Annotated in this window: 24 protein-coding genes; 18 read left to right on the plus strand and 6 right to left on the minus strand. The window is 59.9% G+C overall.

What is annotated here, in order from left to right; all coding sequences use genetic code 11:
- Positions 1–15: 15 nt before the first annotated feature.
- Positions 16–1,185 carry a Na+/H+ antiporter NhaC family protein gene (locus tag AC1RQI_RS01205; RefSeq protein WP_481903331.1) on the minus strand — a complete coding sequence of 390 codons (1,170 nt, stop codon included), beginning with the start codon at positions 1,183–1,185 and terminating at the stop codon, positions 16–18.
- Positions 1,098–1,589 (minus strand): hypothetical protein, encoded by a 492-nt coding sequence (locus tag AC1RQI_RS01210; RefSeq protein WP_481903332.1) that lies wholly within the window; start codon positions 1,587–1,589, stop codon positions 1,098–1,100. The genes AC1RQI_RS01205 and AC1RQI_RS01210 overlap by 88 nt, the downstream gene beginning before the upstream one ends.
- Before the next feature lie 217 nt (positions 1,590–1,806).
- Here AC1RQI_RS01210 and rplU point away from each other — a divergent pair, with 217 nt between their 5' ends.
- From rplU to proB, 4 genes are all read left to right on the plus strand, one after another.
- Positions 1,807–2,118, plus strand: coding sequence for a 50S ribosomal protein L21 (gene rplU, locus AC1RQI_RS01215; RefSeq protein WP_416633736.1), 312 nt, complete (start codon positions 1,807–1,809; stop codon positions 2,116–2,118).
- A gap of 9 nt (positions 2,119–2,127) precedes the next feature.
- A complete protein-coding gene (gene rpmA / locus AC1RQI_RS01220; RefSeq protein ID WP_416633737.1) occupies positions 2,128–2,388 on the plus strand; it encodes a 50S ribosomal protein L27 in 261 nt (86 codons plus the stop codon).
- Between the two features lie 110 nt (positions 2,389–2,498).
- Positions 2,499–3,671 carry a GTPase ObgE gene (gene obgE / locus AC1RQI_RS01225; RefSeq protein WP_481903333.1) on the plus strand — a complete coding sequence of 391 codons (1,173 nt, stop codon included), beginning with the start codon at positions 2,499–2,501 and terminating at the stop codon, positions 3,669–3,671.
- 11 nt (positions 3,672–3,682) lie between these two features.
- Positions 3,683–4,810: a glutamate 5-kinase gene (proB, locus tag AC1RQI_RS01230; protein WP_481903334.1), complete on the plus strand. Its 1,128-nt coding sequence runs from the start codon at positions 3,683–3,685 to the stop codon at positions 4,808–4,810.
- Positions 4,811–4,885: 75 nt separating this feature from the next.
- On the opposite strand, the gene rpsT is transcribed toward proB, so the two are convergent.
- Positions 4,886–5,155, minus strand: coding sequence for a 30S ribosomal protein S20 (rpsT, locus tag AC1RQI_RS01235; RefSeq protein ID WP_416633741.1), 270 nt, complete (start codon positions 5,153–5,155; stop codon positions 4,886–4,888).
- A 152-nt stretch (positions 5,156–5,307) separates the two neighbouring features.
- On the opposite strand from rpsT, the gene murJ reads away from it, so the two are divergent.
- From murJ to AC1RQI_RS01305, 14 genes are all read left to right on the plus strand, one after another.
- The gene (gene murJ, locus AC1RQI_RS01240; protein WP_481903335.1) at positions 5,308–6,897 is read left to right on the plus strand and encodes a murein biosynthesis integral membrane protein MurJ; all 1,590 of its coding nucleotides are present in this window, start codon (positions 5,308–5,310) and stop codon (positions 6,895–6,897) included.
- An 81-nt stretch (positions 6,898–6,978) separates the two neighbouring features.
- Complete coding sequence (gene ribF / locus AC1RQI_RS01245) at positions 6,979–7,959, plus strand: bifunctional riboflavin kinase/FAD synthetase (RefSeq protein ID WP_416633743.1); 981 nt, start codon at positions 6,979–6,981, stop codon at positions 7,957–7,959.
- Between the two features lie 27 nt (positions 7,960–7,986).
- Positions 7,987–10,806, plus strand: coding sequence for an isoleucine--tRNA ligase (gene ileS, locus AC1RQI_RS01250; RefSeq protein ID WP_481903336.1), 2,820 nt, complete (start codon positions 7,987–7,989; stop codon positions 10,804–10,806).
- Positions 10,799–11,323, plus strand: a complete 525-nt coding sequence (gene lspA / locus AC1RQI_RS01255) for a signal peptidase II (protein WP_481903337.1) — start codon at positions 10,799–10,801, stop codon at positions 11,321–11,323. Before ileS ends, lspA begins: the two co-directional genes overlap by 8 nt.
- Positions 11,320–11,748, plus strand: coding sequence for an FKBP-type peptidyl-prolyl cis-trans isomerase (gene fkpB, locus AC1RQI_RS01260; RefSeq protein WP_481903338.1), 429 nt, complete (start codon positions 11,320–11,322; stop codon positions 11,746–11,748). The genes lspA and fkpB overlap by 4 nt, the downstream gene beginning before the upstream one ends.
- Positions 11,749–11,825: 77 nt before the next feature.
- Positions 11,826–12,782 carry a 4-hydroxy-3-methylbut-2-enyl diphosphate reductase gene (gene ispH, locus AC1RQI_RS01265; RefSeq protein WP_481903339.1) on the plus strand — a complete coding sequence of 319 codons (957 nt, stop codon included), beginning with the start codon at positions 11,826–11,828 and terminating at the stop codon, positions 12,780–12,782.
- A 151-nt stretch (positions 12,783–12,933) separates the two neighbouring features.
- Entirely contained in the window at positions 12,934–14,655 is a 1,722-nt protein-coding gene (locus AC1RQI_RS01270; protein ID WP_481903340.1) for a hypothetical protein, read from the plus strand.
- A gap of 308 nt (positions 14,656–14,963) precedes the next feature.
- Positions 14,964–15,548: a GspH/FimT family pseudopilin gene (locus AC1RQI_RS01275; RefSeq protein WP_481903341.1), complete on the plus strand. Its 585-nt coding sequence runs from the start codon at positions 14,964–14,966 to the stop codon at positions 15,546–15,548.
- 26 nt (positions 15,549–15,574) lie between these two features.
- Positions 15,575–16,081 (plus strand): type IV pilus modification protein PilV, encoded by a 507-nt coding sequence (gene pilV, locus AC1RQI_RS01280; protein WP_481903342.1) that lies wholly within the window; start codon positions 15,575–15,577, stop codon positions 16,079–16,081.
- 9 nt (positions 16,082–16,090) lie between these two features.
- On the plus strand, positions 16,091–17,149 hold the full coding sequence (locus AC1RQI_RS01285; RefSeq protein WP_481903343.1) for a PilW family protein: 1,059 nt from the start codon (positions 16,091–16,093) through the stop codon (positions 17,147–17,149).
- 9 nt (positions 17,150–17,158) lie between these two features.
- On the plus strand, positions 17,159–17,656 hold the full coding sequence (locus tag AC1RQI_RS01290) for a pilus assembly PilX family protein (RefSeq protein ID WP_481903344.1): 498 nt from the start codon (positions 17,159–17,161) through the stop codon (positions 17,654–17,656).
- A gap of 32 nt (positions 17,657–17,688) precedes the next feature.
- On the plus strand, positions 17,689–18,045 hold the full coding sequence (locus AC1RQI_RS01295) for a hypothetical protein (protein WP_481903345.1): 357 nt from the start codon (positions 17,689–17,691) through the stop codon (positions 18,043–18,045).
- 15 nt (positions 18,046–18,060) lie between these two features.
- Positions 18,061–21,267 (plus strand): pilus assembly protein, encoded by a 3,207-nt coding sequence (locus AC1RQI_RS01300; RefSeq protein WP_481903346.1) that lies wholly within the window; start codon positions 18,061–18,063, stop codon positions 21,265–21,267.
- Between the two features lie 8 nt (positions 21,268–21,275).
- Positions 21,276–21,719 carry a type IV pilin protein gene (locus AC1RQI_RS01305; protein ID WP_481903347.1) on the plus strand — a complete coding sequence of 148 codons (444 nt, stop codon included), beginning with the start codon at positions 21,276–21,278 and terminating at the stop codon, positions 21,717–21,719.
- 88 nt (positions 21,720–21,807) lie between these two features.
- Here the strand turns inward: AC1RQI_RS01305 and AC1RQI_RS01310 are convergent, their stop codons facing one another.
- The 3 genes from AC1RQI_RS01310 to AC1RQI_RS01320 form a co-directional block, all read right to left on the minus strand.
- The gene (locus AC1RQI_RS01310; protein ID WP_481903348.1) at positions 21,808–22,365 is read right to left on the minus strand and encodes a GspH/FimT family pseudopilin; all 558 of its coding nucleotides are present in this window, start codon (positions 22,363–22,365) and stop codon (positions 21,808–21,810) included.
- Between the two features lie 105 nt (positions 22,366–22,470).
- Positions 22,471–23,844: a sigma-54-dependent transcriptional regulator gene (locus AC1RQI_RS01315; RefSeq protein ID WP_481903349.1), complete on the minus strand. Its 1,374-nt coding sequence runs from the start codon at positions 23,842–23,844 to the stop codon at positions 22,471–22,473.
- Complete coding sequence (locus tag AC1RQI_RS01320; RefSeq protein WP_481903350.1) at positions 23,841–25,484, minus strand: two-component system sensor histidine kinase NtrB; 1,644 nt, start codon at positions 25,482–25,484, stop codon at positions 23,841–23,843. The genes AC1RQI_RS01315 and AC1RQI_RS01320 overlap by 4 nt, the downstream gene beginning before the upstream one ends.
- Between the last annotated feature and the right edge of the window lie 85 nt (positions 25,485–25,569).

Consider the following 25,569-nt stretch of genomic DNA (forward strand, 5'->3'; position numbering starts at 1 on the left):
TGTCAACTTGAGCGCTCAGTTTCCCGCTCCCGTTACAAGTGCCAGCAGGGTGTAGCACACCACTGCAATGCCACCCGCTATAAAGGTTAGTGGGATCTGGGTGCGTACGTGATCCATCAGGTCCGCGCCCGTGGCCAGTGATGACAGTACCGTGGTATCCGAAATGGGCGAGCACTGGTCGCCAAACACGGCGCCGCCGATAACGGCACTGAAGCACAGCGTGATGAAGAAGGGGTCCGGCGCCATGTGCCAGGCCAGGGGCATGGCGATGGGGATCATGACCGCATAGGTGCCCCAGGAGGTTCCCGTGGCAAAGGCGGTGATCAGGCAGAGCCCAAACAGCAGGGCCGGCATCAGCACGGCGGGAATGCTGTCGCCAACGGCGGAAACCAGGAACTGGGCGGTTCCAACGGCATCGGTGACTTCCTTGAGTGACACCGCCAGGCCCAGGATGATGGCGCCAATGGTGACGCCCTTGCAGCCGTCCACGAAGCCGGTAATAACTTCTTCAAAGGGCATGCCCTTAACCAGTGCCACCACAATGGCGGTGATCACGGCGAGAATGAAGGCTTCGGCCACCAGCAGGAGTGGGTCCTTCTCGCCGCCGGTCCAGCCGAGCAGGAAATAGCTCACGAAGTAGGGGATGATGGCGGTCCCGAGCAGCACCCCCATTGGAGCCAGGAAATCAATCAGGTCAGTGCGGTAATGTTCCGGAACCCGGTGCTCGGTCAGCTCTTTGGCGGTCATGGGCTGGGCGCCATCGCGGTCCAGTTTGCCGGTTTCGCGAGCGCGGTTGATGGCGTTGCGCATCCGGCGCCCGGGCGAAAAGGGCAGCCGTCCCATTGCGAACAGCAGCGTGAGCAGCAGTGCTGCAATGGCGTAGAAGTTGTAGGGCAGTGCCTGGAAGAAGAACTGGATTCCTTCCTGGCTGTTGCTGAACAGGGGAATGGTTCCCGCCAGGAGCCCGCCAACATAGATCGGCCAGACGTTGAACGGAATCAGGGTGGCTGCGGGGGAGGCTGTGGAGTCAGTGATGTAGGACAGCTCCTCGTGGGAGACCCGATGCTGGTCCGCCAGCGGACGGGCGGTGGTGCCTGTCAGAACCGTTGAGATGGTGCCCCCCTGGTGGAAGACCAACCCCATGCACCAGGTGAAAAGCCGGGCGCTGCGGGGGCTGCGGACCATCCGCTCGCCAGCCCATTCGGCGAAACGGGCGGCGCCGCCGGTTCGGTCCAGATGCCAATGAGTCCGCCCAGGGCCCACAGGTACACCAGCAGGATGAGGGCATAGTTCTCGGTGCCGATGGAGGGAATCAGGAAGGCATCAATCACGTTCACCTGGCCGGCGATGAGCCCGCCGGCGAGGATGCCGATGGCGAGGGCGCTGATCACCTCGCGCAACCAGAATGCCAGCAATATGGCTAGCGCGGGGGGCACCAGGGACCACATCCCAAAGTGCTCCGCCCCGGCTGGGTAGGACTGGCCTACGAAATACAGGCCAATGCCGCCCAGCCCGATTGCCGTGAGCGCGGCGATAACGCGCTTGCTCGGGCCTTGCGCTGGGCCGGTGACAGGGTGGTTTCCGTTCATTACTGCCTCCTTGTTCTGGGTACTGTCTTGTGGCGGCCAAAGCCGCCGGATGGTGCCCGCGAGAAAAGGCACGCGCTTGTTTCGGGGACCAGTTTTGTCTATAATCCGCTACTCTGCAACTCATCCCAATACCTGCGCTCCCTGCTATAGGGTTGCCAGAGCGCTTCCCTTAGAACCAGGCCAAAGAGCAGGGATGGGTCATCAATGGAGAAAACGCATGTACGCAGTGATTGTCAGCGGTGGTAAACAGCACCGTGTTCGCGAAGGCGAGAAGATCAAGCTCGAGAAGATCGAGACCGAGACCGGCGGTACGGTTGAGTTCGACCGTGTCCTGCTGGCTGGTGAAGGGGACGATGTGAAGATCGGGACCCCGGACCTGGAAGGGGCCAAGGTGACCGGCGAAGTGGTCAGCCACGGTCGTCATGATAAGGTCCAGATCATCAAGTTCCGCCGCCGTAAGCACTCCATGAAGCAGATGGGGCACCGGCAGTGGTACACTGAAGTCAAGATTACCGGTATCAAGGCTTAAGGGGGCAGCATGGCTCACAAAAAGGCAGCAGGTAGTACCAAGAACGGACGCGATTCCGAGTCGAAACGACTGGGCGTGAAAGCGTTCGGCGGCCAGGCAGTGCAGCCCGGCAGCATCATTGTTCGCCAGCGCGGCTCCAGCTTCCACGCTGGTCAGGGCGTGGGCATTGGCAAGGACTTCACCCTGTACGCTCTGGACGAGGGCGTGGTGCGGTTCGATGTTAAGGGGCCCCGCAACCGTAAGTACGTGAGCATCGAGTCCGCGGGCTGAACCGCGCTTTCCGGACGCTCACCAACCCCGTGCCGAGGTGCTGTCCGCTGCTGGCCAAGCCAGTCTAGCGGCTGCAAAGCGGTACGGGGTTTTTTGATTCGAGGCACACCATGCAGTTCGTCGACGAAGTCAGCATCGTGGTTCAGGCCGGCAAGGGCGGTAATGGCTGCCTGAGTTTCCGCCGAGAGAAGTATGTGCCCAAGGGCGGGCCCGACGGGGGAGATGGCGGTGATGGTGGCTCCATCATCCTGCGCGCGGATGGCGACCTGAATACCCTTGCGGATTACCGCTACCAGCGCAAGTTCCGCGCGGGCACCGGCGAGGATGGCCGCGGCAGCAACTGTTCCGGCCGCAAGGGCGAAGACCGGGTTCTGGATGTGCCTGTGGGCACCACCGTGGTCGAGTGCGACACGGACGAGATCCTGGGCGACCTGACAGAGTCGGGCCAGACCCTGCGGGTGGCCCAGGGTGGTTTCCACGGTCTTGGGAATACGCGCTACAAGTCCAGTGTGAACCGGGCTCCACGCCAGACCACTTCCGGCTCGCCCGGCGAATCCCGGGAGATCCGTCTGGAGATGAAGGTGCTGGCGGACGTGGGGCTGGTTGGCCTGCCCAACGCCGGCAAGTCCACGCTTATCCGTGCCATGTCCGCCGCCAAGCCACGGGTCGCGGATTATCCGTTCACGACGCTGGTGCCGAACCTGGGCGTGGTCTCGGTGGCCGCCCACCAGAGCTTTGTGGTGGCGGATATACCGGGGTTGATCGAAGGCGCCTCCGAGGGCGCGGGTCTGGGGATCCGCTTCCTGCGCCATTTGGTGCGTACCCGTCTGCTCCTGCATGTGGTGGACCCGATGCCCTGGGATGATGGAGATCCCCTGGATTCGGTCGGGACCATTACCCGGGAGCTGGAGTGCTTCAGTCCGACGCTTGCCGAGCGTGAGCGCTGGCTGGTGATCAACAAGTCGGACTCCCTGCCGGATGCCGACGAAGAGGTGGCGCGCCTGCGCGAGGCGCTGGATTGGGAGGGGCCCATCTTCCTGGTTTCGGCGCTGAGTGGTGATGGGGTTCAGGCGCTCTCCCAGGCGGTCATGCGTTGGCTTGAGCAGCGGGATGAGCGTGAGCAGGGCGATCCTGAATATGCGCAGGCTGAAGCGGAACGGCGCGCGCGTGTCGATGAGGAGGCCCGGGAGCATATCCAGTCGCTCCGAGGGCCTCAGCAGGACGAGGACGATGATGACGACGAGGACGATGATCACGATGTCGAGGTGGTCTACGCGCGCTGAGGCTGTGGGTCATGACTGAGCGCCAGCGCGTGGTTGGGGCGCGCCGGCTGGTGGTGAAGATCGGCAGTGCCCTGCTGACGGATGATGGTCGCGGTCTTTCCCGGGAGACGCTGACCCAGTGGGTGGATCAGCTCATGGCCTGGCGGCGGGCCGGGGTGGAGATCGTTCTGGTTTCTTCCGGGGCCGTGGCCGAGGGGATGAGCCGTCTTGGCTGGAAGCAGCGCCCGGAGCATGTGCACGAACTCCAGGCTGCCGCTGCGGTTGGTCAGATGGGGTTGGTTCAGGCCTGGGAGGCTCAGTTCCAGCGCCACGGCACCCATACCGCCCAGGTTCTTCTGACCCATGATGATCTCTCCGACCGCAAGCGCTACCTGAATGCCCGCAGCACCCTCAGGACGCTTTTGCCCATGGGCGTGGTGCCCATCGTCAATGAGAACGACACTGTGGTGACGGATGAGATCCGTTTTGGGGATAACGACACACTGGGGGCGCTGGTTGCCAATCTGGTGGAGGCCGATGGGGTGGTGCTTCTGACCGACCAGGTGGGGCTGTATGACAGTGACCCCCGCGACAACCCGGAGGCCGCCCTGATTCCTGAGGCGCGTGCCAGTGACACGCGTCTGGATGCCATGGTGGCCGGAGGCAGTCGTGGGGCCCTCGGCAGCGGGGGCATGGCCACCAAGGTGCGGGCGGCTCGGCTGGCCGCACGCTCAGGGGCGTTTACCCTGATTGTGGGCGGGCGTATGGAGCGGGTTCTGGCGCGGATCCGTTCTGATGAGTCGGTTGGAACACTGTTGATTCCGGACCAGGAGCGGCTGGACGCTCGCAAGCAGTGGATTGCCGGCCATCTACGGACCCGTGGACGCCTGGTCCTGGATGATGGGGCCGTCAGGGTATTGCGTGAAGGAGGACGGAGCCTTCTGCCTGTGGGCGTGTGCCGTGTTGAAGGCGGCTTCCACCGTGGCGAGATGGTGTCCTGTGTGGATGAGCAGGGGCAGGAGGTTGCGCGCGGGCTGGTCAGCTATGATGCGGCTGAAGCCCGTGAGCTCGTGGGCTGCCCCAGCGAGCGGATTGCCGAGCGTTTGGGCTATGTTCAGGAGGAGGAGTTGATCCACCGGGACAACATGGTCCTGGTCTAGTGCCGCCTGCCTTTCCCGCTGAAACGAACAGACCCCGCCGAAGCGGGGTCTGTTGTGTACGGCAACCCGGTGCGCTCAGGCGGTCTGCAGCGCCTTGATGCGGGCGTTGAGGCGGCTCTTGTGGCGGGCCACCTTGTTCTTGGCGAACACGCCCTTGTTCACGCTGTTGTCGAGCACGGGTTCCATCTGACGGAACGCTTCGCGGGCGCCTTCGGCGTTGCCCTTGCGCAGCTCGGATTCAACCTTCTTGATGTAGGTCCGGGCGCGTGAGCGCTGGCCAGCATTGTGCTTGCGGCGAACCTCGTTGAGGCGGGCACGCTTTCTTGCTTGCGGAGAGTTAGCCACCGTTTGACTCCTCGAATTCGGGTTACCAATGGGTCTGAAATGACGCGGAATAATGCCGTGCAGGTGGCATGTTGTCAAGGACCGGCCGCCCTGTTGTCGTCAGCCGGCGGGCGGGGTGGTAGTATCCGGCGTTTTACCCGGGATCATCAGGCATGACTCAGGAGTCGCAGACCGAGCCAGCACCGGAAGGAGAGGCGGCAGCAGGCCATTCCCGTGGCCTTCTGGGCTCTTCCAGCATTTTTGCGGTTTTCACCATGCTCTCCCGGGTCCTGGGGTTGGCCCGTGACATTGTGATTGCCCGCTACTTCGGCGCCGGTCCGGACGCCGATGCCTTCTTCGTGGCCTTCAAGATTCCCAACTTCCTGCGGCGCCTGTTTGGCGAGGGCGCGTTCAATCAGGCGTTTGTGCCGGTGCTCTCCGAGTATCGCCAGAAGTACGACACCCGGGCGGTGCACTCACTGGTCAGTACGGTAGCTGGCTCGCTGGGCTTCGTGCTGCTGGTGCTCTCGGTTCTGGCGGTGCTGGGCTCGCCCTGGATCACGGCGGCGTTTGCGCCGGGGTTCATCGGGGATGAAGTCCGTTATCCGTTGGCGGTGGAGATGCTGCGCATCACCTTCCCCTATCTCATGCTGATTTCGCTCACCGCCTTTTGCAGCAGCACGCTCAACAGTTACGACATCTTCGGGGTTCAGGCATTCACGCCCGTGATCCTCAACCTGAGCATGATCGTTAGCGCCATCTATCTGACCCCCTACATGCAGGAACCCATCATGGCGCTGGCGTGGGGGGTGCTGATTGCCGGGGTGCTACAGCTGCTGTTCCAGCTGCCGTTTCTGGCCCGCCTCAACCTGCTGCCGAGGCCGAGGATTGACTACCGGCACGAGGGCGTGATCCAGGTCATGAAGCTGATGGCGCCGGCGCTGTTCGGGGTCTCGGTGAGCCAGGTCAACCTGTTGCTGGATACCATTCTGGCCTCGATGCTGGAGACCGGGAGCGTGTCCTGGCTGTATTACTCAGACCGGCTGTCGGAGCTGCCGTTGGGCATCTTTGGCGTGGCCATTGGGACCGTCATCCTGCCCAACCTGTCGCGCAAGCACGCGGATGCATCCATGGAGGCATTCTCGCGCACGCTTGACTGGGCGTTGCGCAGCGTCCTGTTGCTGGGTATTCCGGCGGGGCTGGCGCTGTGCCTGCTCGCGGAGCCGCTGCTCGTAACGCTCTTCCATTACGGCGAGACAACGGCCCGGGATGTGTTCATGGCCGCCCAGAGCCTGCGGGCCTACGCCCTGGCATTGATTGCCTTCATGATGGTGAAGGTGCTGGCGCCGGGGTTTTTCTCCAGACAGGACATGCAGACGCCGGTGCGCATTGCGGTGATTGCCATGACGTCCAACATGGTGTTCAACCTGGTTCTTGTCTGGCCACTGGCTCATGCCGGGCTGGCCCTGGCCACGGCGTTGTCCGCCTGGATGAATGGCAGTCTGTTGCTGCGCGGGCTTTACAGGGAAAAAGTCTTTCAGCCGCAGCCCGGCTGGGGGCTTTTTGCGCTGCAGCTGGTGGCGGCCAATACGGTGATGGGAGCCGTGTTGTATGGGGTCTCGCCGGCGGTGGCGCAGTGGCTGGATTTCAGCTTGTGGATGCGTGTTGGCTACACTGCGGCACTGGTCGCGGGTGGGGCCCTGACATACTTCGCGGTATTGTTCCTGTCGGGCATCCGTGTGCGCCACTTCCGTATGCAATGACGCTGGATGGCGGCAGGCATTGGGCCTGGTCCCGCCATTGCGGTATAATCCGCGGTCCCCGAAAATCAGGAGGAGCCCTGCATGCGGCTGATCCGAGGGTTGCACAACCTCAAGCGCTGGGCGGAACGCAGTGACACCCCCCTCGCCAACGGGTGTGTCGCCACCATAGGCAACTTTGACGGCCTCCATCGCGGTCATCAGGTGATTATTGACCAGGTCCGGGACCGGGCCCATCAGTTGGGAGTCCCATCGGTGGTGATGGTGTTCGAGCCCCAGCCGCGAGAGTTCTTTGGCGGTGCTGATGCGCCACCGAGGCTGATGCGCTTCCGGGAAAAAGTGGAAGGGCTTCTGGCGCATGATGTGGATATCGTCGTCTGCCTGCAGTTCCGTTCCCGGTTGCGCAACCTCTCCGCGATGGATTTCATTGAGCAGGTCCTGATGGAGGGGCTGAACGTGCGCCACCTCGTGGTCGGCGATGACTTCCGGTTTGGCTGTGACCGCAAGGGGGATTTCCGGCTCCTGCAGGAGGTCGGCGCCGAGCGTGGTTTTGAGGTGGAGCATACCCAGACCATCCGGGTGGGGGGTGAGCGCATCAGTTCCACCCGCTTGCGCCAGGCGCTGGGGGAAAACCGGCTGGCGGATGCCAGTGAACTGCTCGGGCGCCCTTATGCGCTGTCCGGCAGGGTGGTCTACGGCAAGGCCCTGGGCCGGGAACTGGGCGTGCCCACGGCCAATATTCTGCTCAGTGGCCGAAAACCACCGCTGCGGGGTGTGTATGTGGTGACGGTTGAGATGCCGGGAGGGCATCTGGAACGGGGTCTGGCGAACATCGGCATGCGTCCCACGGTGGATGGGCATTATCCGTCACTGGAGGTGCACCTGCTGGATTTCTCCGCCAACCTCTACGGCCGGCGGTTGCGGGTGACCTTCCTGTACCATCTGCGCGACGAGGTGCGCTTTGACTCCGTGGACGAGCTTGAACACCGCATTCACGAGGACATCAACCAGGGGCGTGACTGGCTGGCGAACAACCGCCCGGTACCGACCAATGTGGAACGCTGACCGAAACGACAGACTCCGGGAACCTTCATGAGTGATTACAAAGACACGCTGAACCTGCCGAAGACGGATTTCCCCATGCGCGGGAACCTGTCCAAGCGCGAGCCCGAGATGCTGGAGCGCTGGAACCGTCTGGACCTCTACGGCACGCTGCGCCAGCGTCGCGCCGGCGCGGAGCGTTTCGTGCTGCACGATGGCCCGCCCTACGCCAACGGCAGCATCCACATTGGTCATGCCGTCAACAAGATCCTCAAGGACATGGTGGTCAAGTCCCGCAACCTGATGGGCTACGACGCCCCCTATGTGCCGGGCTGGGACTGCCACGGCCTGCCCATCGAGCACAAGGTGGAGCAGGACATCGGCAAGGCCGGCGACAAGGTGGACTACAAGACGTTCCGTCAGGCCTGCCGCGATTACGCCGCCGAGCAGCTGGATGACCAGCGCCAGGACTTCATCCGCCTGGGCGTTATGGGGGACTGGTACAACCCCTACCTGACGATGGACCCCAAGGTGGAGGCGGACATCGTGCGTTCCCTGGGCCGCATCATCGACAACGGCCACCTGGAGCGCGGCTTCAAGCCGGTTTACTGGAGCGTGGTGGGGCAATCCGCGCTGGCGGAAGCCGAGGTGGAATACCACGAGAAGACCTCCATCCAGATTGATGTGCGCTTCCCGGCAGTGGCGCCGGAGAAAGTGGCCGGCGCCTTCGGCCAGAGCGGGCTGGATGCGCCCGTCTCGATGGTGATCTGGACCACCACGCCCTGGACCATCCCCGCCAACCAGGCGGTGGCCGTTCATGAGGAACTGGAGTACACCCTGATTCGCGCGGATGCTGGCCGGGGCCCTGAATACCTTGTGGTCGCTGAAGAGCTGCGCGAAACGGTCACGGCGCGCTGGAACCTGCAGGATGCCCAGGTCGTGGCTCGGTGCCGTGGCGCGGCGCTCACAGGGCTGATGTTGCAGCACCCGTTGTACGAGCGCGAGGTGCCTGTGGTGCTCGGGCATCACGTCTCCACCGATGCCGGCACCGGCCTGGTGCACACGGCCCCAGACCACGGCCCGGACGACTTCGAGATCGGCCGGGAAAACGGCATCGGCACGCTCAACCTGGTGAAGGCGGACGGCACCTATGCCGAAGCCGCCGGCGAGTTTGCCGGTATCCACATCTACAAGGCGGACACACCAGTGTGCGAGGCGCTGGAGCGCGAAGGCTGCCTGTTGTTCAAGGAGCCCTTCCAGCACAGCTACCCGCACTGCTGGCGCACCAAGACACCTCTGATCTACAGGGCGACGCCCCAGTGGTTCATCAGCATGGATCGCAACGGCCTCAAGAAGGGGGCCCTGGAGGCAATCCCAGGGGTGCGCTGGATTCCTTCCTGGGGGCAGCAGCGCATCGAGGGCATGATCGAGCAGTCCCCGGACTGGTGCATCTCGCGCCAGCGCACCTGGGGCGTGCCCATCACGCTTTTCGTGCACAAGGACACCTATGAGCTGCACCCGCGCACGCCGGAGCTGATCGAGGAAGCGGCCAAGGCCATCGAAAAGGGCGGCATTGATGCCTGGTACGACCTGGACCCTCGTGATCTGCTCGGTGACGAGGCCGATACCTACCAGAAGGTCACGGATACCCTGGACGTCTGGTTCGATTCCGGCGTAACCCACGCCTCGGTCCTGGACCGGCGCGAGGACCTGAACCGCTATCCTGCGGACCTTTACCTGGAAGGCTCGGACCAGCATCGGGGCTGGTTCCAGTCCTCCCTGAAGACCGGCATCGCGATCAAGGGGATGGCGCCCTATAAGGAGGTGCTGACCCACGGCTTCACCGTGGACGAGAAGGGCTACAAGATGTCCAAGTCCATGGGCAACGTGATCGCGCCCCAGAAGGTCATGAACGAGCTGGGCGCGGACATCCTGCGCCTGTGGGTAGCGGCCACCGACTACAGCGCCGAGATGTCCGTTTCCCAGGACATCCTCAAGCGCACCGCGGATGCGTACCGGCGGATCCGGAATACCTCGCGCTTCCTGCTGGCGAACCTGGACGGCTTTGATCCGGCGGCCAACAGCATCCCCTTTGACGACATGGTCGCCCTGGATCGCTGGATGGTGGATCGGGCACGGCGGCTGCAGGAGGAGGTGATCGATGCCTACAACCGTTACAGTTTCCTGCAGGTGTACCAGAAGGTGCACAACTTCTGCATTCTGGACCTGGGCGGGTTCTATCTGGACATCATCAAGGACCGCCAGTACACCACCCAGGCGGACAGCCGCGAACGGCGGTCCTGCCAGACCGCGCTCTACCATGTGGCGGAGGCGCTGTCGCGCTGGATTGCGCCCATCCTGACCTTCACCGCGGATGAGATCTGGCAGCATATTCCCGGTGAGCGGGACGAGAGTGTGCACTGGGCCACCTGGCACGAGGGGCTGGAGGCACTGCCAGCGGATGCCCCCATCAAGCAGGATGAGTGGGATACGCTGATTGACGTTCGCAGCGCGGTGAATAAACAGCTGGAAACAGCGCGTAACGAGGGCACTATCAAGGGCTCGCTGAGTGGGGACGTGACGCTCTATGCCGACGGCAGCCTGAAAGAGCTGCTGGAGCGCCTGGGCGATGAGCTTCGCTTCGTGATGATTACCTCCGAGGCGAAGGTGGCGCCCCTGGCTGAAGCGGGCGAGGCGCCGGCCACCGAGGTCGAGGGACTGAAGGTGGCGGTTACAGCCGCGAGCCATACCAAGTGCGAGCGCTGCTGGCACCATCGGCCGGATGTCGGTGACCACAGCGACCATCCGGACCTGTGTGGGCGCTGCATCAGCAACATCAACGGGGACGGCGAAACACGCCGGTTTGCCTGATCCGATGCTGACGCCCCTTGCCCGCAACGGGATCATCATCGCGGCGTTCATTGTGGTGGCGGACCTGACCACCAAGGCCGCGGCCACGGCCCTGCTGGACTATGGTGAAGCCAACCCGGTGTTGCCGTTCTTCAACCTGACGCTGTTGCACAACACCGGTGCCGCCTTCAGCTTCCTATCGGACGGTTCCGGCTGGCAGCGGTGGCTGTTTGTGACACTGGCCGTGGCCATTTCCGGGGTGCTGGTGGTTTGGCTGGCGCGCCTCAAGGCCCATGAAACCTGGCTCGGTATTGCCCTGGCCTTTGTGCTCGGTGGCGCCGTGGGCAACCTGTACGATCGGGTAGTGCACGGCTATGTGGTGGATTTTTTCCACTTCCACTGGGCCGGTTACCATTTTCCCGCCTTCAATGTGGCGGATAGTTTCATTACTGTGGGCGCCATCATGCTGCTGCTGGACCTGTTCATGGGCAGCAAGCAGGGCGACCGCGACGCACCGGGGAGGGGCAACAGCCAATGAGCGTAATCGGACCCGACAGCCAGGTGACGCTGCACTTCGCACTGCGTCTGGACGATGGCTCGGATGTGGACTCCACCTTTGATAAGGAGCCGGCAAGCCTGACGATAGGCGACGGGAACCTGCCGGAGCCGTTCGAGCGGCTCTTGCATGGACTCAAAGCCGGCGACCGCCAGAGTTTTTCCGTGCCGCCCGAGGATGCTTTCGGCCAACCCAACCCCAACAATATCCAGACCTTCAAACGCCGGGAATTCAGCCCTGAACTGCCTCTTGAGGAGGGGATGGTGCTGTCCTTCGCGGATGCTGCCAAGGCCGAGGTGCCGGGTGTGATCAAGGCGTTTGATGATGATACCGTTGAGGTTGACTTCAATCATCCACTGGCAGGCAAGACCCTGCAGTTCGAGGTGGAAATTGTTCGTGTTGAATGAGTTTGGGCTTCGCGCCGCTCATGCCAGGTTCAACAGGCCTGACCGTCAACCTGAGACCCGTGACCACCGGAGCCTCCATGAAGATTAAGCTCGCCAACCCCCGTGGATTCTGTGCCGGCGTTGATCGCGCCATTGAGATCGTTAAACGCGCGCTCGATGTCTACGGTGCTCCCATCTACGTGCGCCACGAGGTGGTGCACAACAAATTCGTGGTGGACGACCTGCGCGAGCGCGGCGCCGTATTCGTGGACGAGCTGCACCAGGTGCCCGACGACGCCTGGGTTATCTTCAGCGCCCATGGTGTCTCCCAGGCCGTGCAGCAGGAAGCCCAGGACCGCGGCCTGCAGGTCTTTGACGCTACCTGCCCGCTGGTGACCAAGGTGCACATGGAGGTCATGACCTACAGCCGCGAGGGCCGGGAGTGCATCCTCATCGGCCATGCCGGCCATCCGGAAGTGGAAGGCACCATGGGCCAGTACGACCGCAGCAATGGTGGCGATATCTACCTGGTCGAGAACGAAGCGGATGCGCAAAACCTCAGGGTTAACAACCCCGATAACCTGGCGTTCGTAACCCAGACCACGCTATCCATGGATGACACCGCCAGGATCATCGAGACCCTACAGAAGCGTTTCCCGTCCGTTCAGGGCCCACGCAAGGATGACATCTGCTACGCTACTCAGAACCGGCAGGACGCGGTCAAGATGCTGGCCGCCGAATGTGACATCATGCTGGTGGTAGGCTCACCCAACAGTTCCAACTCCAACCGCCTGAGTGAACTGGCCGAGCGCATGGGCACTCCAGGTTACCTGATCGACACCGCTGACCAGATCGATGCTTCATGGCTTGAAAACATTGAGGCCGTGGGCGTGACCGCTGGTGCCTCGGCGCCTGAGGTTCTGGTTGAGGAAGTGGTGGAGCGGTTGCGTGAGTTCGGTGGCCAGACTCCGGATGAGCTGGAAGGCGAACAGGAGAACGTGGTGTTCAGCATGCCTAAGGCGTTGCGGATTCCGGCGAAGGAAGTGGAGGCCTGAGGACAGGCCATCAAGGCCTCTTGTAAGCGTGGTTTCAAACTGTAACGCCCGGACGCATTGTCTCAGGGCGTTTTTTGCCGAGTGTGCTAATCTGCACAACGTAAGCAGTCCGTTACGACTGTTGGTTACTATAGAGATAAGAGGGAGTTCAATGTCTGCCTGGACGAAACAGTTTTTGGTTTTACTCGTGAGCATGGTGCTCGTTGCTTGCGGTACTGACGAAGGGTCTGATGAAAGCGAAGAGGGTAATGAGGACCCCGGTACCACAGAGCAGGTCAGTTTGGCACTAGGAACAGGGTCAGGAGATAGTTTTCAGGCAGGGCAGATGCGGGTTGGGACTAACAGCTTGTCTGCTGGTGGGTCGACCAACCTTTCTTTTAACATTGTTAATACGGAAAAAGGCAATCAGGTCTATAATGGGGACCCCATAGCGGTTTCTTTCAGATCCAACTGCCTGTTGGGTTCGTCTCCAAAAGCGGAACTCAACGGTCCACTGGAAATTGAGACCGGTTCCGGCGATGTATCCGTACGCTACACTGCAAAAGGATGCGAGGGGGAGGATACAGTAACAGCCACGGCATCCTCGGTTGACGGAGCAAACGAATCCAGCGAGATCAACTTCACTACTCCCGAGGTCAGCTCCACGCTTGATATCGCGCCTCCTGAAAATCTTAAGATCAGTGCTGCCACGCCATCGCCACAAACTCTGGATACCAAGGGCTCAGGGGTCAGTGGCAGCGGGCAGATTTCTGAAGTTGTGTTCACCGTGAACGCAGAGGCTTCTGCGGAGGTGGCGCGAGAAAAGGTTGAATTTGAGCTGATTGGTGCAGAGAGCCTTAGTGGGGACGGGGCGCCTTCGTTGGAGAGTCAAGAAGCTGAGACAGGCAGTTCTGGTGAAGCGACGGCTCGTGTTGCAGCAGGGACAGGTAACGCGGTTGTTCGTGTAGCAGCATCTTTGGCGGACAACCCGGCTATCAGGACGGTTTCTGCACCTATAGCTGTCAATGGTGCTATTCCAACCCAGGAGGGGTTCTCGCTATCGGTCTCCGATGCGCTCCCTCCCGCTGCGTGGAACACGGATGGTGTGACCTCCGAAATCACGGTCCGGGCGACTGACAACTACGGCAACAATTCGGGGGGCGCCGTCGTTAACTTCGTGACCTCCGGTGGTTCCATCGAAGGGGATTGTGTTCTCGATGACAGTGGTCAGTGTACTGTGACGTGGCGGAGCCAGCGGCCAAGACCTGACAATGCTCGCGTGACAATTATGGCTCGCAGTCTGGGTGAGGAGAGCTTCACCGATACAGACGGGAACCGTGAATATTCCCAGGGCGAGCCATACAGAAACTCCAGACGTGAACCCTATTTGGACGCGAATCAGAACGGCTCGTGGGACAATACTGAGTATTTCTTTGATCAAGACAATAATGAGAGCCGCAGCACTACGGGAACCTCCGCATACGATGGTGCCAGCTGCCCTGCTGGTGCCTCGTTCTGTACTGAAGGGCCTGTGCCGATCTGGAGAGCGATAACAGGCTTTTGGATGACGTCAGATAATCTCCAGATCCAGCTAAATGGCCCCACCGATGGCGGTAATCAGTATTGCGCTGAGGTTACCGGCCAAACAGGCAATGGCAATGCCACGCCTCCGCCCAGCGGAACCACAATCAGCTTTTCATTTGACAGCGACGGTAGCGACGATGACGGGGAAATCACTTCCGAGACGACAGAGAGAACCGTGTCAGAAAATCCCAGAAACAGGGTGGCCGAGACGTTCTGTGTCAATGCGGTGGGCCCGGGTACGCTTACTGTTGTGGCTGATCCGAAGACAGGGGAGTCAGCCGCTGAGGACTTCCTTGACCTTTCCGGTTAGTTAAGAAGCTCATTCTTTTTGAATGTAGTCGCACCGTCTTTATTGCTGTTCAATGAGTCTCCAGGAGCCTCCCCCCTGCGTGCGGGGAGGCTGTTTTTGAATTTTATTTCCTGAAACATTTCCCTCCTGCTCATTCTTTTGCCTCATCACTCATTGCCTGTTGGGTAACACAGCCTTGTGGTTCTGGGTTACGCCCATTTCACATTGTATGACCGGCCATCCTACAGTCGGTACCGCCCGTCGTCTGGTGGTAGAGATGGCGGTTGGCCTTGATTAAACTGATAATGGATTCATGGAGTTAAGCAATCATGCCGTTGAAGAAACAAGGCAACGCCGGTTTTACATTAGTGGAGTTATTGGTGACGTTGACCATTCTGGGCATCGTTAGTGCCATCGCAGTCCCATCGTTCCAGGCCATGGTGGCCAGCAACCGGATGACCAACCAGGTGAACACCCTGTCCGGATTGATTGCCTATGCGCGAAGCGCCGCGTCAACCGCTCCCGGTTCCACGGTGACCATCTGTTCGTCGTCCAATGAGACGTCGTGTAGTGGTAACAGCAAATGGGAGAATGGCTGGATCGTATTTCGGGATGAAGACGGTGACGGATCCGTTGACGCCGGCGACGGAGACGAAGTCCTGCGGGTCCACGCGGAGTTGGCCGGGGGAAACACTCTGCGAGTCACTGGTTTTGATGGTACCGGGAAGCGCATTCAGTTTGAGGATAATGGTATGCCATCAGCGTCGTCAGGGAGCGCTGGAGTTGGGACGTTGACGGTGTGTAATGATGACGGAGTCAGTGGTGCGAGGGCGATTGTTGTCGCAGCCTCTGGCCAGACCCGTCTTGTAAAGAATGGCCAGGATCATGATGGCAACGCCATCACCTGCCCGTGAGCGGAATACGTGGAGAGCGTCTCGCCATGAACAATGTTAAGACACGATCAGGTCCCCATAGTGGCCTCACGCTTATCGAGGTACTGATCACGATGGTGATCGTCAGTGTCGGTCTGCTCGGTGTGGCAGCCATGACACTTGATGGCCTGAATAACAATCGCAGCGCTTACTTGAGAACCCAGGCCAGTCTGTTGGCATACGACATGGCCGACCGCATTCGGCTCAACCCTGAGCAAGTCAGTTCCTACGCAGGGTTTACCACCAAAGATGCGGATACCAGCGTGCCGGAGTGCCTCAGTAGTAGTTCGGGATGTTCCCCGAGCAAGTTGGTGGAGGCTGATAAAGCGCAATGGGCAAGGGCGATCCAGGGCAGTGGAGGTGACTTTATTTTTCTTCCCGAGGCCCAGGGAAAAGTGACCCAGAATGGTGACGATCTCACGGTCGAGGTCAATTGGGTTGAGACACAGTGGGACGAGGGATCTGGCGAGGAGACCGATCAGACTCAGACCTTTCAACTGACATTCAATCTATAGGTCATTGGCATGAGCGCATATCGAATTAGTTGGCTCCGTGATCGATGCCACCGCCGTGAGGAAGGGCTTTCCATGATTGAGTTAATGGTGGCGCTGGTGCTCAGTTCGATTCTCACGCTGGGTGTGCTGACCGTTTACCTTGATTCAAGTGACAACTCACGTATGAGTCAGTCGTTGGCCCGGGTGCAGGAGGCTGGCCGTATTGCGCTTGGCATTATGACCCGCGATATCCGGATGGCGGGGTTTCAGGGGTGCTCTGATCCAATGCAGGATCTTGTTCCGAAGTTTTCGGCCTCCTCACTCGATGGCGATTTCTTCGGTGTCGGTTTACGTGGTATCGAAGTAGGGGGCAGCAACTGGGATTCGGCGGCCGACCATATCGGCGTGAATAACATCAAGGCGTCGGCCATTGCCGCAACCGATGTGGTTCAGGTGCATCGTGCGTCCGCGCCGAAAGCGGTGCTTGATTCCGACATGGCGACGGCCGGAAGTGTGATCCAGACTGTCGATGAGAAGGGTGCCCAGGATTTTACTCAGAGCGAAGCCGCGCTCATCACCAATTGCGTCAACGCCGATGTTTTCACGGTTCAGAGCGAGGACGGTGAGACCCAGAAGATTAAACACAACCCGCTATCGAATGTCTATCCGGCTGGGTCACAGGTTTTTCATTTCTCGACGGATACTTACTGGGTTCAGGACACCGGTCGTGAGGATGATCAGGGAAACGCTGTATTCGCCCTATATCAGAATGGCAATGAAATCGTGGCTGGGGTTGAGCGGCTCCAGGTGCAGTATGGCGTCCGGGAGGGTGACAACATCCGGTACGCCGGCGCAGCGGCTGTCAATAATGACGAATGGAATGATGTGGAAGCGATTCGCGTCGGTTTGCTCGTCAGCGACGCTCAGAGCGTCATGCCTTCATCGGATGCCAAGGACTACAACATGCCTGGTCTGACAGTCCAGCCGGCTGGCACGGCAGGTGCAGCGGCGACCTACCCGGATGATCAACGGCTTCGGCGGGTGTTCGTCACCACGATCAAGCTGCGTAATCAGATACCGACGAGATAGAGGAGTGGCATGAAGAACCTTCATTACCGTAACGATGGAAGCAGGCTGGTGGGTCGCCATGAGGGGTCAGTCCTGTTCGTCAGTCTGATTGTTCTGCTGGTGGTGACCCTGCTTGGTCTCAGCGTCATGGAAATGTCCGTGATGCAGGAGCGCATGGCCTCTAATGCTCAGGACAGCAATCGCGCATTTCAGTCGGCAGAGAGCCTGCTGGATCAGGCCATGCGGGATGAGGATATTCTGGGGGGGGCATCTGCGGATTTGGGTAACGCCATCAGGCGCGGCGTTGGTAAGCCCGGCAGTCCCAAGACGTTCAGAACGTCGCGCCAGTCGCTCAACGCCGAGTATGTGCTGACCTACATGGGGGAAAATACGCCATTTGCGGCAGAAGGGCAGGAATCATCCATGAATTCTGACCTTCCCACAAGGCGTTTTGAAATGCGTATGTCTGTTGAGAATACAGCGACACAGGCAGGGGCAACGGTGACACAGGGGTTTGTTCCCAATTAAGGGGGCGCTCGCAGTTTTGGGGAGGATTTGAGATGAAACGGTTTCACGGTGGGGTGAGCATTACGGTTCTTTTGTTGGTTCTAATGAGCTGGCCAACCGCGTCAGTGGCACAGAGTAGCGGGCTAGGTATGGAGCTGCTTCAGAAGGCTGTTGAGAGCTCTGACGTCCGCGTCGATGTTAATGAGGATGGTGAGGTTGTCAGCGTTGTGGCTAAGCCTTGCCCGTCCTGTACCGGTGAGCGGTTTCTTCCGGCGGATTCAATTGCGTTTAAGCAGGGGGAGCGTTCGTTGACAGCCCGTGAAGCGAGTGCGCTAAGTGGCGCCGGTGGCACGATTATCTACAACAGTGAAACGGAGATGGCCGATAAGGTCATCTTCTTCGCCCGGTAGTCGGGAGGGGACGTAATGAAGTACCAACGATTTTTAACGAGTATCATATCCGCTGTCCTGTTTATGACGTTTGGAACGTCGGTTCATGCTGATGATACGGAGATATTTTTCAACATCGACCAGGATGTTAGTCGTCCCAACGTTCTTTTTGTTCTGGATAATTCCGGGAGTATGGACGCTCAGGTAGAAGTCCAAACATCGGATTATGACAGTAGCAAGGATTACTCTGGGAGGGTTGATGATGGCTTCATCTATTATGAGGACAATGGTGATTATTACAAAATAAGCAAAGATGTAATTCAGTGTCAGGATGTATTGAATAAGCTGGATAGGGTGGGAAAAACGGCTCCATACCTCATGTCCTACTATTATGATGGGTTTTGGGGCGAGGGCTGGCAATCTTTCAACAGGACCGACAACACGGAGTTTGCAACGGTATGCAAAGCCGAGGGGAATAACCAGGTTAACTGGGCAAACAAGGAGCCCCAGGTTTTCATGTCGGCGAATTACCTGAACTGGTACAATAATCATCGGGAGACGCAAACAAAGACCCGGCTGGAGATTGTTCAGGAAGTATCGAATAATCTCGCTGACGGGCTGTCTAACGTTAATATTGGAATGATGGCATTTGATACGAATGCCAACACCCGGTATCACAGAAGGATTAATCAGTACATGGGAGAAGGAGGGCGCATCCTTGTTCCGGTCGCTGATGTCGAACAGAACCGGCAAACGTTTAAAGAGGGTGTGAACGCGCTCGGGCCGGAGACCAATACGCCGCTTTCTGAGACGCTATTTGGCGCTAAGCGCTATTATGAGGGCAAATCGCCCTTTCTCAGTGATGCCGATGATCAGGCGGCTGGCGCAATGGATGGAAATCAGTACGACAGCCCGATCAATCTCGAGTGTCAACAGAATCATGCGGTCGTACTGACAGACGGCAAGCCTACCAAAGACTATAACCACACCGGCTACATGGCGAGAGAGCTCGGTATTGGCAGTTGCGACGGTAATTGCCTGGATGAGATTGCCGGGTATATGCAGAACTCAGATATTGCGGATGATTACAACGGTAACCAGCGCGTAACGACGCATACGGTTGGTTTTCTGACCGATCAGGACTTGTTGTCTAGCACGGCGGAAAAAGGTGGTGGTGAATACTATCTCGCCGATAACGCGGAGGACCTAACGGACGCTTTCAATGCCATCATCAAGAAAGTGCTCTCCACGGACAACACCTTCTCTTCACCGGGTGTCAGTGTCAATAACTTCAATCAGCTTGAGCACTTGGATTCCCTGTATTACGCGTTATTTAAGCCGACAACCAAGCCGCGCTGGCCGGGTAATCTGAAACGGTACCGTATCAAATCAGATGGTACGATTGTCGATCAGAACGGGGAGCCGGCGATTGATCCCGCGACGGGATTCTTCAAGGAGGGTGCTCGCAGCTACTGGAGTGACGAGCCGGATGGCCGAGATGCGTCAGAGGGCGGGGTTGCAGAGCAGCTTCCTGACGATAATGCGAGCCGTGAGGTGTACACGTACTACAGCGGCTCGACAAGCCAGACGCTCTCGGATAATGCGAACGAGTTGACCACCTCTAACGATAACCTCACTAAGGCCATGTTTGGTGATGCGAACATGAGTGATGCGGATCACAGTAAGCTCATCAAGTGGACCCGCGGGGCCGACGTGAATGATGCTGACCAAGACGGCGACGTGAGCGATTCGCGGCATTACATCGCAGACCCTTTGCACTCACGACCGAATCTCCAGGTTTACGGCGGCACGGAAGAAGATCCCGACACGACGGTTTTCTTTGGGGACAATCAGGGCTACATCCATGCCATTGATGGTGAGACTGGTCAGCCTCATTTCTCCTTCATCCCAGAGGCGTTGTTGGCGCACCAACCGGCTTTGATGGCGAATCAGGAAACTGAGTCCCTGCGCCCGTACGGGATGGATGGTTCAATCACCAGTTGGTTCGCGGATAAGGATGGCAATAATGAGGTTAACGGAGAAGACCACGTCTACATCTATTCCGGCATGCGCCGGGGTGGCCGCAATTACTATGGACTGGACGTGACCGATCGCTCGGCCCCGGAAATGCTCTGGACGATCAAAGGTGGTCAGGGCGATTTCGCTGAGCTGGGTCAGTCCTGGTCGGACCCGGTCAAGAAAAAAGTACGGATCGGGGATGCCGTCAAGGATGTGCTGATCTTCAGTGGAGGTTATGATCCGGATCAGGATGATGCCAATACCCGCACGGCTGACGATCAGGGGCGCGCCATCTACATGGTGGATGCGACCACCGGCGAGCGCCTCTGGTGGGCCGGACCGGATGGCAGTGGGGCCGATCTGGAACTCGATAGCATGGACTACAGCATCCCTGCCACTCCGGCCGTAATTGACGTCAATGGGGATGATCTAGCCGATCAAATCTACGTCGGCGACATGGGCGGTCAGATCTGGCGGGTGGACTTTGCGCACGGTAAATCAGCATCCAACTTTGCGACCGGTGGCGTGATCGCGGACCTTGCTGGCGATACGGCGGCTTCGAACCGCCGGTTCTACCACACGCCGGATCTGTCCGGTACGCTCAAAAATGGCACCCGACAGCTTAATCTGGTCATCGGTTCGGGGTTTCAGGCGCATCCGCTTGATGAGGTGATCGAAGACCGTCTCTACAAACTTGATATATCAAGTATTGCGGCGCCCACCGACGACGATGGAAACATTGAGTACACAACGCTGACTGAAGACGATCTCTATGACACGACGGATAACCTGATCCAGGAGGGAACGGATTCTCAGAAAGAGGCGGCCGAAAAAGACCTTGCTGACAGTGATGGCTGGTACATCCGGCTCACTCGGTCCGGTGAGAAGGTGCTTTCGAGCAGCACCACGCTGCGTGGGGATGTGTACATCTCCACCTATGAACCGTCGGGCAACGAGGACCCCTGCAATCCGGCCGCTGGCCAGGGCCGCCTTTACCATGTGAAGCTTCGGGATGGCCGTGCCGTGATGAACTATGATGGTGAAGGCAGTGACGAGGAACTGACAAATTCGGACCGCGAGAAGAAGCTGAAGACAACCGGTCTACCGCCGTCTCCGAAACCGATCACGATTGACGGCGAAGAAATCATCGTGACCGGCTCCGAAACGACTCAGACACCAGAGCCCGATTCGCTGGTCCGTAAGATCTACTGGTATGAGGAGTAAAGGGTAATATGTGGAATCGAGGCCGGAGCAACGGGTTTACCCTCATTGAACTGATGATCGTGGTGGCGATCATCGGTATTCTTGCGGCAATCGCTTACCCCAGCTACCTGAAGTACGTTGAGGACGCCCGGCGCTCTGACGCCCAGGCGGCCCTGATGGGCCTGGCCAGCGCGATGGAGCGTCACCGGACTTCGAACAATACCTATACGGGCGCCGGTTCCCCGGATACGGGCGCCCCCTCCATCTACCCCGATGAGGTGCCGAAGGACGGCAGTCCGAAATTTTACGATCTGACCATCAGTGCGGTTGATGCAACCAGCTACACACTGCGCGCGACACCGAAAAATGCGCAGTCGGGCGATGGCGTGCTTGAGTTGGATCACACCGGCACGCGTTGGTGGGATGAAAATAACAACGGTTCCGTGGACGCTGGTGAAAATGACTGGGAATAGTGACAGTGGTCTGGCAGTCGACGAGATGGTTACGCGTTCGCCATGATCCCTGTTCCGGTTCTGATGGTAGTGACTGCCTGCATGCGGATTACGGGCATTTGACAGGCTGCCCGCGGCTGTCTTGAACAATGCCATCCCCAGAGTGGTCCTGAGCGAAGCGCAGGCGGCCGCCCATATTGACGATTAGCTGGCCGGCATTTTTCTCATTGCCGCTTTCTGGGCACCAGGTCAGGTTGCCAAGCGTACCCCGGACCATTCCATTGGGCCGGTACTGGAAATAGCCGCGATTGCCTACGTTCACGCGCCAGATGCCAGATTGGACCGGCTTCCTAACGCGGAAGACGGTGGTATTATTGGCGAGCGCTCGCTGGTTGTCCGGGTCGGCGAACACCTGCACTGGCTGATGCCAATCGCCCGTGCATTGGTCGCTGCCATCCAGAGGGCAGACGGTTACGATTGTGGCTTCGCTGACGGCCCGGATGCGGGCGAGGTTGAAGAGCCCCACCATGCTCCGCATCTGGCTCCGGCGGGTGGTGTCCTCGATAAGGCTTTGAAAGCCTGGAACCGCCATGCTGGCCACAATGCCCACAATCACCAGAACAATGACCAGCTCAAGCAGCGTCAGACCGCTTTCCGTGCGTTCCATCCCTGAAGTCCCTCTTGTCGAATCCGTTCAATCCGTGTCCGGATACATCGATTCTAGACAATTGGGACAGGAAAGGGCAATGGCCTGGTCCTGAGGGCCGGGTGGTTAATCCATGCCCAGTTTCTTGAGCTTATACCGCAGGGCCCGGAAGCTGATCCCCAGCTGGCGGGCGGCGGCGGTCTTGTTGCCGTCGGTCTGTTCCAGCGCTTTTTCAAGGGTGGCGCGCTCAATGGATTCCAGGTAGGACTCCAGGTCCATGCCGCTTTCGGCCGGGTCGGGGAAGTCCGTTCTGTCCCTGGTCTCCCCGGCTGTTGAGGGGCCGCCTCCCAGCTGGAGGTCCTCGGCGTGGATCACGTCGTCCTCACTCAGCGTGAAGGCCCGTTCCAGGCAGTTCTCCAATTCCCGTACGTTTCCCGGGAACGGGTGTGCCTGGAGCGCGGTGAGGGCGTTGTCGCTGAGTTGCGCCGGTGGCAGGTCATAGTCCCGTGCCAGGCGCCCGAGGATGTGCCGGGCCAGGATCGGGATGTCGGTGGCGCGTTCGCGCAGCGAGGGAACCCTGAGTTCAATCACGTTGATGCGGTAGAACAGGTCCTGGCGGAACAGGCCCTCTTCCACCAATGCCGCCAGGTTGTGGTGGGTGGCGCTCAGCAGGCGGACATCCACGGCGGTTTCGTCCTTGGCCCCTACGGGGCGGATGCGCTTCTCCTGGATCGCGCGTAACAGCTTGACCTGCATGGGCATGGGCAGGTCCGCTACTTCGTCCAGGAAAAGCGTCCCCTGATGGGCGGCCTGGAAAAGGCCATCCTTGTTCTCGGTGGCGCCGGTGAAGCTGCCCTTGCGGTGGCCGAAGAACTCGCTCTCCATCAATTCCTGGGGAATGGCGCCGCAGTTGACCGGTACAAAAGGGTGGTCACGACGGGGCCCGTGCTCATGGATCAGGCGTGCGACCAGTTCCTTGCCGCTGCCGGACTCCCCGCTGATGTAGACCGGCGCCTGGCTGCGCGCTACCTTCCGTGCCTGGCGCCTAAGCGCCTCGATCTGTGGGGATTCGCCGAGGAGCTTGCCGTCGTCCTCGGGGGCGGTTTCGGGTGGTTCATCGTTGCCGCTTTCCGAGGGCAACCGCAGCGCGCTCTCGACCAGTTCCCGCAGGCGCGGCAGCTCCACGGGCTTGGAGACAAAGTCAAACGCGCCGGTCTTTAATGCCGTTATGGCGGAGTCCATGCAGCCGTAAGCGGTAATGACGGCAACCGGTATGCCCGGATACTGGTTCTGCATCCACTCCACAAGGTCGATGCCGTTGCCATCCGGCAGACTCATGTCGGTCAGGCAGAGGTGGAAGGGCTGGCTGGCGAGCAGGTCACGCGCCTCGCCCAGTGTTGCGGCCGTGGTGCACTCAATGGCCATGCGGCTGAGAGTGATGTCGAGCAGTTCCCGGATGTCCGGTTCGTCATCAACGATCAACGCCTTGTAGTCGCTCATGGTTCATTCCCTGTCAGGTTGGCGCCCGAGTCACTAACATCCAGTGCCCGGCGCTCCGGATGCGCAAAGGTGATGCGGAAGCAGCACCCTTCCCCACTGTTCGCCAGAAGGAAGAGCCTGGCCTGGTTGGCCTCGCAGAGCTCCCGGGCCAGATAGAGCCCCAGGCCTGTCCCGTTCTTTTCTGTGGTATGAAAGGGCTCGAACAGGGAGGCCTGCTGGCTTTCATTCAGTCCCGGCCCAAAGTCCTGGACATCAATATAGGCTCTCTGGCCGTCCTCCGTCACACCGGTGCGCACCCTGAGCTGGGCGTCGCCGGTACGCTGGCGGCTGTAACGCAGGCCGTTATCGATCAGGTTGGTCAGTGCCTGCTGCAGCTGTGAGGGGTCAAAGCGTGCCGAGCCGGGCGCACTTGAGAGCTTGAGGTCAATCAGTACGGGGTCCGGGACGGACTCGCGATAGTCGTTGATGACATGTGCCAGCCACTCGCCCAGCTCAACCAGGCGGACGCTGGTACTGCGCCGGCGTGAAAGCTCCAGCACATTCTCAATGATGGCGTTCACCCGCTCACTGTGGCGCTGGATGATGCCCGCCATCCGCTGGTCCCCCTTGTCGGCCGTTTGGGATTCACCGAGGAGCTGGGCCGCGTGGCTGATCGCCCCCAGGGGGTTGCGGATCTCGTGGGCGATGCCGGCCGTAAGCCGTCCCAGTGAGGCCAGTTTCATCTGCTGGGCCTGCTGGGTGATCTTGCCGGTGTCTTCCAGAAAGATCAGGATCAGGTGTTCCAATGGCTGCTCCAGCCGCATGAAATTGGCCTGAACACTGGGCGTTTCGTTGCGTGCCTGGAACGGTGGGGTGCGCGCACCGGGGGTCTCAAGCCACTGGTCGAGGCGCTGCTTCAGCGCGGGGGGAAGGTCGAGAAGCCAGGGGGCGGCCGCCCGCTCACCCAGCAACAGCTCGCCGGAGGCGGCGTTGGCCATGCGGATGGTGCCATTGGGGTCCGCCACCAGGATGCCGGTATGCATGCGCTGGATGATCTGATGGTTGAGGTGTTCCAGTTCCTCAATACTGCGTGCCCGTTCCGAGGCCAGCTGTTCACTGGAGGCGAGGCGGCGCGTGATGTTCTGGAGCAGGAAAGCGGCGGCGAAATAGATCCCGCCCATAACACCGGCGCGAACGATGTCGTCAGCCCCGGATAGACCCTGGGAAAACAGCAGGCCGGCCGTGAGCAGGGAGGCCAGGGTTGCAAGTGCCGCGTAGAAGATGCCGATCCGGCCCGGGATCAGGATATTGCCGGCCGCCACGCTGATGATGCCCAGGTTGACAATGCCACTGCTGATGCCGCCGCTGAAAAAGGCGAGCAGGTGGATCATCAGCAGGTCCGCCAGGATGGAGACCGTGATGTGCCAGCCGCGGAGCCGGTGGGCCGCCAGCATGAGCATGCCCGTACCAATATTCATGGCCAGGTAGAGAAGCGCGGTGGCCTGGAAGAGCCATTCGCTGTACAGGGGGGTCCTGACCAGCCCGCTTTCAAGCAGCAACAGCGCCACCAAGAGGAGGCTGATGACGATCCGGTAGTAATTGTAGACCCGGAACAGGCGGGCGCGCTGATCGTGCCTTGCTGCCGGTGGCGGCGCCTCCATGGGGACTCCCTCTGGATGGAACGTCAAAATGGATTCAGGCGGTTATAATACCGTTCCAATGCCTATGGTGACAGGAGAGAGGGGA

This window comes from Salicola sp. AFF1 (assembly GCF_056783195.1).

Excerpts from the sequence above, each read along its gene's own strand:
- fkpB (WP_481903338.1), top strand. The coding sequence starts at position 11,320 with ATGAGCGTAATCGGACCCGACAGCCAGGTGACGCTGCACTTCGCACTG.
- AC1RQI_RS01210 (WP_481903332.1), bottom strand. The coding sequence starts at position 1,589 with ATGAACGGAAACCACCCTGTCACCGGCCCAGCGCAAGGCCCGAGCAAG.
- AC1RQI_RS01275 (WP_481903341.1), top strand. The coding sequence starts at position 14,964 with ATGCCGTTGAAGAAACAAGGCAACGCCGGTTTTACATTAGTGGAGTTA.
- AC1RQI_RS01205 (WP_481903331.1), bottom strand. The coding sequence starts at position 1,185 with ATGGTCCGCAGCCCCCGCAGCGCCCGGCTTTTCACCTGGTGCATGGGG.
- AC1RQI_RS01285 (WP_481903343.1), top strand. The coding sequence starts at position 16,091 with ATGAGCGCATATCGAATTAGTTGGCTCCGTGATCGATGCCACCGCCGT.
- ispH (WP_481903339.1), top strand. The coding sequence starts at position 11,826 with ATGAAGATTAAGCTCGCCAACCCCCGTGGATTCTGTGCCGGCGTTGAT.
- AC1RQI_RS01310 (WP_481903348.1), bottom strand. The coding sequence starts at position 22,365 with ATGGAACGCACGGAAAGCGGTCTGACGCTGCTTGAGCTGGTCATTGTT.
- AC1RQI_RS01320 (WP_481903350.1), bottom strand. The coding sequence starts at position 25,484 with ATGGAGGCGCCGCCACCGGCAGCAAGGCACGATCAGCGCGCCCGCCTG.
- rplU (WP_416633736.1), top strand. The coding sequence starts at position 1,807 with ATGTACGCAGTGATTGTCAGCGGTGGTAAACAGCACCGTGTTCGCGAA.
- ileS (WP_481903336.1), top strand. The coding sequence starts at position 7,987 with ATGAGTGATTACAAAGACACGCTGAACCTGCCGAAGACGGATTTCCCC.
- pilV (WP_481903342.1), top strand. The coding sequence starts at position 15,575 with ATGAACAATGTTAAGACACGATCAGGTCCCCATAGTGGCCTCACGCTT.
- AC1RQI_RS01270 (WP_481903340.1), top strand. The coding sequence starts at position 12,934 with ATGTCTGCCTGGACGAAACAGTTTTTGGTTTTACTCGTGAGCATGGTG.
- ribF (WP_416633743.1), top strand. The coding sequence starts at position 6,979 with ATGCGGCTGATCCGAGGGTTGCACAACCTCAAGCGCTGGGCGGAACGC.
- AC1RQI_RS01315 (WP_481903349.1), bottom strand. The coding sequence starts at position 23,844 with ATGAGCGACTACAAGGCGTTGATCGTTGATGACGAACCGGACATCCGG.
- AC1RQI_RS01295 (WP_481903345.1), top strand. The coding sequence starts at position 17,689 with ATGAAACGGTTTCACGGTGGGGTGAGCATTACGGTTCTTTTGTTGGTT.
- murJ (WP_481903335.1), top strand. The coding sequence starts at position 5,308 with ATGACTCAGGAGTCGCAGACCGAGCCAGCACCGGAAGGAGAGGCGGCA.
- AC1RQI_RS01290 (WP_481903344.1), top strand. The coding sequence starts at position 17,159 with ATGAAGAACCTTCATTACCGTAACGATGGAAGCAGGCTGGTGGGTCGC.
- obgE (WP_481903333.1), top strand. The coding sequence starts at position 2,499 with ATGCAGTTCGTCGACGAAGTCAGCATCGTGGTTCAGGCCGGCAAGGGC.
- proB (WP_481903334.1), top strand. The coding sequence starts at position 3,683 with ATGACTGAGCGCCAGCGCGTGGTTGGGGCGCGCCGGCTGGTGGTGAAG.
- AC1RQI_RS01305 (WP_481903347.1), top strand. The coding sequence starts at position 21,276 with ATGTGGAATCGAGGCCGGAGCAACGGGTTTACCCTCATTGAACTGATG.
- AC1RQI_RS01300 (WP_481903346.1), top strand. The coding sequence starts at position 18,061 with ATGAAGTACCAACGATTTTTAACGAGTATCATATCCGCTGTCCTGTTT.
- rpmA (WP_416633737.1), top strand. The coding sequence starts at position 2,128 with ATGGCTCACAAAAAGGCAGCAGGTAGTACCAAGAACGGACGCGATTCC.